This window comes from Pseudomonas sp. P7758 (assembly GCF_013386485.1).
Lineage (GTDB): Bacteria > Pseudomonadota > Gammaproteobacteria > Pseudomonadales > Pseudomonadaceae > Aquipseudomonas.
The window spans coordinates 1-342 of sequence record NZ_JACARS010000279.1; the positions used below are offsets into that span (position 1 = coordinate 1).

Genomic DNA, 342 nt, shown 5'->3' on the forward strand with positions numbered 1-342 from the left:
CGTCGGGGCCGAGGATCACCGGCATGTCCCCGGTAAAATCCACCGCGCCAATCGCATACGGATTGTCGTGAATATTCGACGGATGCAACCCCGCCTCACCGCCATCCGTACGCGCCCACAGAGGCTTCGGCCCGATCAACCTCACACCCGTGCGGCTGGAGTTGAAATGCACTTCCCACTGGGTGGCAAAGAACGTCTCGATGTACTCGGGCTTGAAGTATTCCGGCGCGCCGTGGGGGCCGTAGATCACTCGCAGTGTTCGCACCTCGCCAAGCGGTTCAGGCACTAGCGTATTGCCGCAACTGACATCCTCCAACGGCAGTAAGTGCAACACATCACCCG

General features: G+C 60.5%; 1 protein-coding gene. It reads right to left on the reverse strand.

Annotation, left to right across the window (positions count from 1 at the left end):
• Positions 1-342 (reverse strand): hypothetical protein (locus tag HX873_RS31485; RefSeq protein ID WP_177123871.1); only part of this gene is annotated, 342 nt, incomplete at both ends.